Source organism: Paenibacillus sp. 01T422, from assembly GCF_056398785.1.
Window position 1 is genome coordinate 1 of sequence record NZ_JBFTQB010000508.1, and the last position, 10,215, is coordinate 10,215.

The following is a 10,215-nucleotide window of genomic DNA, read 5'->3' on the forward strand; positions in this document are numbered from 1 at the left end:
GGCTTTTCAAAGACTGATGAATCTTCTTCCATTTCGCTTTCTCAGCAGCTTGAAGACCTTTATCTTCTTTGCGCGCCAAATAAGCAAGTTCCTTCTGCAATTTTACATAGTTAGAAAATCGTTCTTGCGGAAGTGTGCCGYCCTTCAAAGCGCTTTTGACAGCGCATTTTGGTTCGTTCTCATGCTTGCAATCTTGGAAATAGCACTGCTCTGCCAGCTCTTCAATGTCTTGAAAGGATGTACTCAAGCCCTCGGATGCATCCCAAAGTTGCAGTTCGCGCATTCCCGGCGTGTCAATGAGGATACCTCCTCCAGGCAGCGTGATCATCTCACGGTGTGTCGTCGTATGCTTCCCTTTGTCATCGCCATCACGGATATCTCCCGTTACTAAAATTTCTTTGCCGTAAATGCGGTTAACCAAGGTAGATTTCCCCACACCGGAAGATCCTAGCAGCGCCACTGTTTGACCTTGTGCTACGTAGGCAGCCAAGTCTTCAAGTCCTCTGTTTTCGGCAGAGCTGATGATGTGAATAGGTACGCCAACCGCAACCGCCGCGACTTCAGCCGCAAGAGCTTCCGGGTCCTCACATAGGTCGGCTTTGCTAAGGACAATAACGGGATTAGCTCCGCTTTCCCAAGCCAAAACCAAATAGCGTTCTATACGCCGAACATTAAAATCCAGATTTAGTGCAGTAACCAGAAATACTGTATCTACGTTAGTAGCTACAATTTGCTCTTCTGTGACTTGACCGGCAACTTTCCGGGAAAACTTACTTTTACGCGGCAGAACAGCATGGATGGTTGCTCGTTGTTCCTCTTCACGTACAGAGACAACAACCCAATCGCCTACAGCAGGATAGTCTTCACGGCGAATAGCAAGATGACGCATCTTCCCTGAAACCTCTGCTAGCGCTTCACCGGATTCCGTTAGAACGCGGTACATATGTTTATGCTCCAAGGATACACGTCTAGCTTGGTACCCTTCTACAAGATAAGGTTCGAAGGCTTTTTCGAAAAATAAATTCCAGCCTAATTCTTCTTTAGTCAAGTGTAAAATTCATCCTCTCATGTGGTTCTAATAAGAAGTATAGACTACGCATATCACCATCACACGGTAAACAATTGTTTAGATTATTTTTTCCTGCGAACAATTTATACATCGGTCAATTCACTTGTAGACTATCGGTCTAATTTTGCATATAATAGGAATAAATCGATGGTTGGAATGGAGTGAGCGGATGAGCCAATTCATGAGGGCCACCACCCGCAAAAAGCGTGATGTCATGATGGACGTCGCCTTATCGATGTTTATGGAAAAAGGCTACGAGAACGTGTCTGTTGATGACATCATTACAGCAACGGGGACTTCCAAAGGGACTTTTTACCATTATTTCAAAACGAAAGACGCCATCATCGCTGACCTTTACAGCAAACAGATCCAACTGATTCAGGAATGGGTAAAAATGACTCCTTCCAAGGTGCAGTCGCTTGAAGGACACATCAACCGCTTATTTTTAGACTTGGCGTCTAACATTCGCGTTTCACCTCTTCTAATACGAAGTTTACAAGCCTTATCTTTACAAAATGAAACCGTAAAAACGGAGGAACAGCGCCAGTTAAATGTACTCTCCGAGAGCTTGCTGCATTGGCTGCCTGAACCGAAAAAAGTAGAACTACTCGTATGCATGTATAACGGCACGATTCGAACTTGGTGCAACCAGGAACACTCTGATTTAGTCGAACTGATGAAAAACAACTTAGCTTGGATGTGGGTAGGCATTCGTGTAAGCGAACCTTACCCGCCGCTGCAGGTAGAACCAGTCCCCAAGGAGGAACACAAAATGAAAGTAGCTATTATTGGTGGAGGCTTAGCCGGATTAACCGCGGCCGCTTATTTATCGGAGAACCCGCATATTGAAGGTATTCTTTTTGAGCGCAGTCCGCAGCTTGGCGGCCGTGCATTCACATATGAGAAAGCAGGCTTCACGCTGAACTACGGCGCGCATGCCATTTATGGCATAGATCGTCATACCATCACGAACATGGAGCGAGAATTGGGATTGTCTTTCTCATCCAAACAAGTCGATAAACGGAAAGTTGTTTATGCGAAGCACAATCAACTTACTACTGCTCCACTAGATGCCATCAACCTCCTAAAAACAGATTTGCTTAGCACGGCACAAAAAGTTAGATTCGTTGGTGAAATTGCTGCCATTATCGCAAACATCCATAACATAAAAAATTATGCTACCTTAGCTGATTATCTTGCAGAATCCAACGCTGACGAGGATGTTAAAGAACTATGGGAACATCTCGTTTGCTCCAACTTTTTCATCACCCCTGAAGATGCACGCAATGTGTCCGGTGCAGTGATTAGCGAGTATTACCATAACCTGTTCCTCTCCTCGAAACCGGTTAACTATATTCTCGGAAGCTGGGCGGTCATCACTAACCAACTTAAACAAAAGCTCACAACATCAGGCCGATGGGAAATTGCGATTCAAGAAGCTGTGGAAAACCTGCGTTATGCCGACCGTAAATTCGTGCTTCAAACGAAAAACCGCGAAGAATCCTTTGATAAAGTGATTTTCGCAATGCCTGTCCAGCAAGTCGTCAAATTACTGAAGGGCACAGCGTGGGAGCCATTCCTTGCGCCTTACGAATCCAATACTGCAACTGAAGTTATGGTATACGACGTAGGACTTAGCAAGGTTGTTGCAAGACCGTTTAGCTATATTAGCGACATGGACAACAAACTCTTCATCAGTGATGTTTCCGCAACGGATCACACACTAGTACCTGAAGGCGGACAGCTGCTGCAGGGTATCGCCTACTTGAGCGATCAATTCGAAAGCGATGAACAACGCAAAGCGTATCTCGAAAGTAAAAACACGCAGATGGAAGCTTTGTTCGACAAGCATTACCCAGGCTGGCGCGATGTTACCGCGGTGAAAAGGGTGTCCAAGAAAGCGATGGTTTCCAGCGTGAAAAACATTTCGACGAACCATCTCCTTCCTATACGTGTCGAGAATGTGCCTTTCTACTTCTGCGGTGACGGTTGTACCGGCAAAGGCGAGCTTGCAGAACGCGCATTCTCAAGCGCACGCACGGCTGCCCTGTCGGTTGTTCAAGAAGTACAGCAAGCCCTTCAAAGTGTATAAGCTTTACTATTAAAAACGGCTCCAGCTCTGACGATAAGTCAAAGCTGGAGCCGTTTTTGTTATCCAGAACTATTTTGTTGAGATTGTGACGGTTCTGCTGCTGCCATCCCAAGCCACTTTGCCGCCAAATGTTTCCCCAACGAATCTGGCAGGAGCAAGTGTGTAGCGCCGAAGGTACGCAGCGAGACTTGCTCGCCGGATTTGTTCAACACACGTATCTGAAGAACAGAGCCTTCGGGGACCTCTCCTGCACGCAGTTCCAACCCGTATGGCAATTCAGTCTGCGCCGCGAGAACTCGTCCATTAAGGATATACTCGACTTTCCCAATGTACACCTCGGGTATTTTAATAAAAGGAACGAATTTGGTTTTCTTCGTAAATGATTGATGATCCGCATTAACTGGCACATAACCAATGCCATCTGCCGGCTGGGCTGAATCGCTCACTTTCGAGAGCAAATACGGATTTGCAATTAGTTTGGTATAGTAGTTCTGGATGTCCGATGAACTGGACAGGGAATAGTCATTTTGGGCTTTATTCATTCCTTGATTCACATTAAAGTAAGTAATGGCCTTTAGCCTCGGATATTTGTAGGGCATAATTTCATATAGTCGCTGCAAATTCAGCTTAGCCCATTCCGTGAAATCTTCCCCAGCCGCGTACTGGTAGTGTGGAACTCCCGTTTCACTAAGCATTAACGGTTTGCGATCGGAATACGTATTGTACAGCCTGGTCAGTCTCTCTACATTACTTGTAGCTAACATGGATGGCAGCGATGGGTCTCCGTTTTCATAGGGTTCAATATATAAACTGACGCCTACCCAATCTACATAATCATCACCAGGATAATACGGGTCGATATCATTTGCTGGTACGTCCCCAGGGCTCCAAACCATAGCCACATTCGGCGCTTCAGCCGCAAATACATCATGCAGCATACGAAACTTCGCTATATATTGAGAAGGGTTCCCATGCCATTTGACCCAAGCCCCATTCATTTCTCCTGCAAAACGCAGAAAGATCGGGATACCCGCGGCCTTCGCTTCTTGCGCCCATTTCCGTAAATATGCGCCATCCGCTACCGGGTCCAAGCCATCATCAGGCTCCCATGCGATTTGTAGCGCACCGCCGGCATCTTTGGCTCTTTTTGCATACGTTGCGGGAAAGTTTTGCCCCCAATGCGCATAGGCCAAATAGATTGCGTGCTTTTTACCATAAACAGATTCCGTCTTCGTGAACGTGTTACCCACTTTGGGATCCTGTTCCGAATAAATCCCCAGATAAGTACCGTAGACAGGTTCAAATTTGGCCAGTTTACCGTTTGGAGGTAAAGCCAGCTCCCGGATGGAGGACTGATCACGCTCCTGTCTAAATAGCTCAACAGTTGTCCGAATTTGATCGGCACGCTGTAGCTTAATAGCCCCCCAATCTCGACCTACTTTGACCCAGTACTCATTCTCCAGCTCGTAATAATGAATGGCTTGCTCGTAATCTCGGGTGGCATCAAAATAAGAATCTAACTTCCCGTAGAACAGTGCTGTATTCTCCCAATCTCCAATGCTCGCATAGTGATTCGCAAGAAATTGCCAATGCGAGACAGCCTCCGCTTTATTGCCGCTGGCAGCTAGGGCCTCTGCTTTTTGCCAGTGATCCCATACGATATCTGCATGCGCAGGCGCAGGCGAGCTAGCCAAACTGGCAGCTAATACGCCAACAACGAGCGTCATGATGCTAATTCTTTTATATATTTTTTTCAAGAAGAAATGACTCCCTTCAGGCTTCAGGTAAGTGGTATGCCTCTATTTGATACGTATGCATGACCGGAAAGTAGCACCTATTGGTGAAAATAATAAAAAGAGCTGGATAGGATACGCATCCTACCCAGCTCTTTTACAGAATAACCTCTGACTTACTTCGAAATGGCACGCACTGCGCCCTTGCGAAGCCTTTTAATCATGCCAGCTTTGAACGTACCTTTGGCCGCAGGAACAGCTGTACGCACCCCATAGCGGGACATGACAATATCGATCGGGTTACTGATCGAATGCATGCCATCTTGTGTACCGGCAAAATTAAGTCCTGCAGCAAAGCGGTCGCTAGCGCGCAGCCATACCGATCCGGAATCCCCTGGAAGCGAAACAGGCCCTCGAGTACCGCGAATGACCAATTGATTACGGAACGTCAGAACGCCCAGTGTCCCTCCATAAGTCACTCGCACGTCTGTATGATTAGATTCAATCGTTCCTCGGACAAATCCGCTTGTACGACCTGACTTCATTAATTGCAGCCCGACAGGGTAAGTGGTCACATGGCCTGGAACCGTAATAAGCCGACCCGATGCGCTGATTAAATATCTCGGATTAAGCAGACTGTTCGATGTTGGCTTAGCAAGCGCCGAATCCTGAAAATTGATTCCGTTCGGGACTAATCTAGTGAACTCGAAGAGACTACCTAAAGTATCCCCTGGCGCTTGACCGCCGTCCGCTGGACCTGGTTGTACCGTAATGGCCGAAGCTGACGTGTTATTTTTGACAAGCACATGATTGTTGCTCAAGATATACAGCTGATTGTTCTTCGTTACGATGAGACCGCCTGTCCCTGTGGGGAACGATTTTCTTCTGGGTGTACACAATGACACCTGAGCCTAGCGTTGGCTTACTTRGGTCCATGTAACCAACACCAACAGCGACAACCTCCGCACGCTTCAACAAAATAGGTGAAATCCTATTCTTGTGTTTCAGAGCCTCATGAAATGTAGCCATTCACCATTCTCCTCTTCGTAAAAGATGTAGCAGTGTATGCCAACTTGTACGAATCGGCTTGATGATTTTACCTAACACATCGAATTCGGGGCTAAAAAAGGCAATAGGCGCATTGCGATGGCACCTACACAGTTAAAAAAGACGACAACGCTATTGCTCCTCGAGCACGATACGACTCCCACGGCCGGACGGCTCCGCTGGCTGAACGATTAATTTGCGAGCCAGACGAGCACGCAGCTCCGGCACGTGAGAAATGACACCAACCGCTAAGCTATCCATATGAAGCTTTTCCAAAGCACCAATAACCATATCCAGCAAGTCCTGATCCAAAGTGCCGAAGCCTTCGTCAAGGAAGAAAAATTCCAACGGATACTCGCCTTTGAGCTGAATTTGCGCGGAAAGCGCGAGCGCTAAGGCTAATGAAGTCAGGAAGGTCTCGCCCCCAGACAGTGTGCTAACGGGTCGCTTGACACCTCCATTGGCATCATCGCGGATGACAAATCCGCCACCGGAATCGACTTCAATCGCATAACGCCGCCGCGTTAATTCACCCAGCCGCTCAGAAGCGGCGCGGCTGACCTGCATCAGCTGCTCTTCGGCCAAATACTCGACGAAGGCATTCGCCTTCAGCACGGCTTGCAGCTTGCCAAGACGTTCCAGCTGCTTCGCTTGCTCAGCGCGCTGCGCCTCGAGCTCGCACCACCGCGCGTGCCGCACCGCAAGCTCGCTTGCGCCCTGGGCCGCCTTGGCCCGCGACTCAAGCGCAGCCTCCGCAGCGGCCTTCGCGGCGCTCAGCAGCGCCTGCGTCTGCGCCCATGCGTCCGCGCTCAGCACGCGGCCCTGCAGCTTCGCTGCCAGCTGCGCCAGCTGGGCGCGCAGCGCCTGCTCGCGCTCGCGGTGCTCCGCCGCGAGCTGAGCCCACTGGCGGCGCTGCTCAGGCGCCAGCGCCGCAGCTTCTGCGGCTTCGCGCGACGCGAAGCCGTTCTCCGCGAGCGCGCTATGCAGCGCGCTCTCTGTCTGTGCCAGCTGCCGCGCGGCGGCGGCAGCGGCTTCGGCGGCGGCGCTGTAGCGCTGCGCCGCCAGGGACTGCTCGCGCTGCGCAGCAGCGTGCGCGAGCTTGGTTTGCTGCGCGGCGAGACGCAGCAGCTCCAGCGCGGAGGTCGCCTCCGCGATGAGCTGCGGCACAGCCGCGCCGGGCGCGCGCTGCGCCAGCTGCCGCGACTTGTCGGCGGCGAGCTGCGCAAGCCCCTGCAGACGCTCGTGCAGCTGCAGAGCGGTCCGATCCTGCTCCGTAGCGGCACGCTGGAGCTCGTCGATCTTCACAATCAGCTCATCCAGAAAGGGGATGCTCTTCTCGATGCGCCCGCGAAGCTCCTCTGCCAGCCTTTCTTTCGCTAGCAGGTGTTCCAGCTGATTGTCTATCTCTTCCCAAGAAAGCTCGCTATATCTTTCCTGCCAAAGCTTCATATGTTCATTCATTGTTGACTGAACCGCTGCGAGTCTTGTTTCCGCTTCGGCTAGAAGGCTTGCAGCTGCCTGCTGCTGAGCGGCCGCTTGCACAGTCTGTTGTTCATGTGCGTTATGCTCTTTTAATAAAGCTTGGAACGACTGTTCAAGCTCATCGGCACGGGACATGACCGAGTTCCACTCTATTTCCATATCCATCCATTTTCGTTGCAAATCAGAAAATCCAGAACCTTCATACGACTCAGCTGCTGCACGCTGGGATACAGCTCCTTCTAGACCTGCCGCTGCTTCCTTCCACGATTGTCCAACTTCGAGTTCAGCCAGTGTAGATCGTGATTGCTGCGACGCAAGTTCTACAGCTTGCTGCATAACAGCTCCCATCCTATGTAGACGCTGTTGATGCGTATATATCCGCTCCTTGACCTGTTGAAGCAGCGCTTCCCCTTGCTGAAGCTGTAACTCGGTTTCATCACTATTTGCTGTTCCTGCTGATGGAATGAGTTTAGAAGGATGCTCGGTTGCTCCGCACACAGGACAATGTTCTCCATCCGCTAACTCACCTGCCAATATAGCTGCCAGAGCTTGACGTTCTTGCATTTTCCAATGCAACTTCATCTGCTCTAGTTGGGCTTGCAACACAGGAGTAAAGCCATTGAAAGAGCCATTCTGCTTCTGCCCCTCCAAGCTGATTTCATTTGAACGCTGAAGCCATACGTGCAGCTTATCCATCATTGCTTTTTGCTTATCTGCTAATTGCAAAAGATTATGTTCAAGCGCAGCATGAGAACGAACTCTCTCTTCGAACGCCTTTTGAGCGCCTTCCTTCTGCAGTTGGAGCTGTTCAATTGCTTTTTTCTCCTGTAGCGCTTTATGTAACAGCTGAGTAGTCGCCGTATTGGTCTCCGCTTGCTTCAGTTGTTCCTTCAGTTCTGTTTGTTTCAAAATAGCTTTTTGCTTCGTCTCATTGCTTTTCTTGATGTCCTGCTGCAGCACGGCTAACGCTGTTTTTACTTCATTTTCTTGCTGCTGCGCAAGGGTAACCTGCTGCCCAACGTGATCCAGCTCCTGCTGAATAACGAGCGCCTGCTGTAACTGGTCTAACCGCAGCAACAGAGGACCTTCCTTCATCGAAAGCTCTTGCTGAGCCTGTTCATATTGCTCCGTTGCTAGCTGGTACGCTGCCTCTGTTGTTTGCTGGGTCACTTTCGCAGCTTCTAGCTTCGATTGTCCGGCTTGCACATCTCTGTCAGCTAACTGATGTTGCTCCAGATAAGGTTTAACCTTTTCAGCTTTGTCCGCATGCCCCAGAAGAAGCTCTTTCTCGCGTATTTGCTGCTCTTGCTCCTGCAGTTTATGCTTTTCCGCCTCTAGATCAGCTTGCTCCTGCTGCCAGTTATAGATCTTCTTGTGCTCCTCATAACACTTTTCCTGTTCATTCAAATGCAAACGGCTTCTCACGGCTTCACTTTCAGCTTCTTGAAGCCTCTCATTGGCTGCTTCCAGCGCTTGTTCCGAAGCATCACCTAAGCCCATCTGTTCTGCCGCAAGCTGTTTCACCTGACTATCCGTTTCTTTCACTTTGGAGCTTACCTTGGCGCTCAACTGATCCCCATATTGCTCCAGATGGAAAAGTCTTTGCAGCATTTGCCTGCGATCTTTGCCCGTCAAGGTCAGAAATTCCGCGAATTTCCCTTGCGGCAGCACGACAGCTCTCGTGAAATCCTGCATGGATAATCCGAGAATATGCAGCACTTTCTGATTGACTTCGCCCGCTTTGTCCGCAAGTACAATGGTCTCCTTCTCATGCACATGCAGCAATCTGGCAATCGTTCCGTTAATGGACATTTCCGTGCCGCGCTTGAATTGCCGCTCTACGCGATAACGCTCTGTGCCCGCTGCATTCGTGAGCTCAAAAGTGAAAGAAACGAACAACGTCTGCTCCGCATGATTCATGATCGCTTGCGTACCGCCGCTGGCCCGCTCAACTTTACCGTACAACGATAGTGTAATCGCATCGAGAATCGACGACTTCCCGCTCCCCGTCGGTCCAAAAATACCGAATACACCCGCTCCTACCAGCTGGTTAAAATCTATCGTTTGCAGCTCTCGATAGCTCTGGAGCCCGGACATTTGCAGCTCAATTGGACGCATATTCAGGTCCTCCTAGTGATACAAGATGTAAAACGTGCAGTAAATTTTATTAATTGCTGCAATAAAGATGATAAACATGCAAAAAGTACATTAAAAATACGGATTTAGGTTATCAAAGGGGCAAAATCCATCATTTTGATGTACAAAATACATGATCTCTGCCAAACTCAATGATGTTTCACGAATTTGCTGTACTTTTTACATGTAAACGTCTGAGATTGTTAGCCAAACGCACCCTGTAGCTCCCTGTGGCTCCCTATGGCTCCCTATGGCTCCCTATGGCTCCCTTTAGATCCCTGTAGCTCCCTATGACTCCCTATGAGATCCCTGTGGCTCCCTGTAGCTCCCTATGACTCCCCGTGGCACCCTATGGCTCCCTATTCCCCCGCCGCATCTGCCAAATCCTTTTCCTGCAAGAGCTCCAAGAACAACCGGATCAGCTCCGGCTCTGGCTGTGCGCCTCCGGTTTGACGAGAATAAAAGCGCGTGAAATGCTCTTCCATCGACAGATCCGCCTTTGGCGTTGCTGCCCTGACAGCCTCCATCTCTGGATAAATGGGGCGAATATGAATGAAGCCGTCGTAAGCTTTGCGCAGCGATTGGATTTGTTCAATCGACATCGCTTCCGTCATGTTGATCTCGAGGTCAATCCATGCCGCAGCATCGCGTTTCTC

Annotated in this window: 6 protein-coding genes; 1 reads left to right on the top strand and 5 read right to left on the bottom strand. The window is 49.6% G+C overall.

Annotated elements, in window-relative coordinates; all coding sequences use genetic code 11:
- Window positions 1-1,048: ribosome small subunit-dependent GTPase A (gene rsgA / locus AC1DUA_RS24510; RefSeq protein WP_477502248.1), on the bottom strand; the 1,048-nt coding region annotated here is incomplete at its 3' end.
- Window positions 1,049-1,238: 190 nt separating this feature from the next.
- Between rsgA and AC1DUA_RS24515 the strand changes: the two genes are divergently transcribed.
- The gene (locus AC1DUA_RS24515; protein ID WP_477502249.1) at window positions 1,239-3,161 is read left to right on the top strand and encodes an FAD-dependent oxidoreductase; all 1,923 of its coding nucleotides are present in this window, start codon (window positions 1,239-1,241) and stop codon (window positions 3,159-3,161) included.
- Window positions 3,162-3,220: 59 nt separating this feature from the next.
- Here the strand turns inward: AC1DUA_RS24515 and AC1DUA_RS24520 are convergent, their stop codons facing one another.
- The 4 genes from AC1DUA_RS24520 to AC1DUA_RS24535 form a co-directional block, all read right to left on the bottom strand.
- Complete coding sequence (locus tag AC1DUA_RS24520; protein WP_477502250.1) at window positions 3,221-4,918, bottom strand: glycoside hydrolase family 26 protein; 1,698 nt, start codon at window positions 4,916-4,918, stop codon at window positions 3,221-3,223.
- A gap of 152 nt (window positions 4,919-5,070) precedes the next feature.
- Window positions 5,071-5,793: a chymotrypsin family serine protease gene (locus tag AC1DUA_RS24525; RefSeq protein ID WP_477502251.1), complete on the bottom strand. Its 723-nt coding sequence runs from the start codon at window positions 5,791-5,793 to the stop codon at window positions 5,071-5,073.
- A 280-nt stretch (window positions 5,794-6,073) separates the two neighbouring features.
- The gene (locus AC1DUA_RS24530) at window positions 6,074-9,541 is read right to left on the bottom strand and encodes an AAA family ATPase (RefSeq protein ID WP_477502252.1); all 3,468 of its coding nucleotides are present in this window, start codon (window positions 9,539-9,541) and stop codon (window positions 6,074-6,076) included.
- A 377-nt stretch (window positions 9,542-9,918) separates the two neighbouring features.
- Window positions 9,919-10,215: exonuclease SbcCD subunit D C-terminal domain-containing protein (locus tag AC1DUA_RS24535; protein ID WP_477502253.1), on the bottom strand; the 297-nt coding region annotated here is incomplete at its 5' end.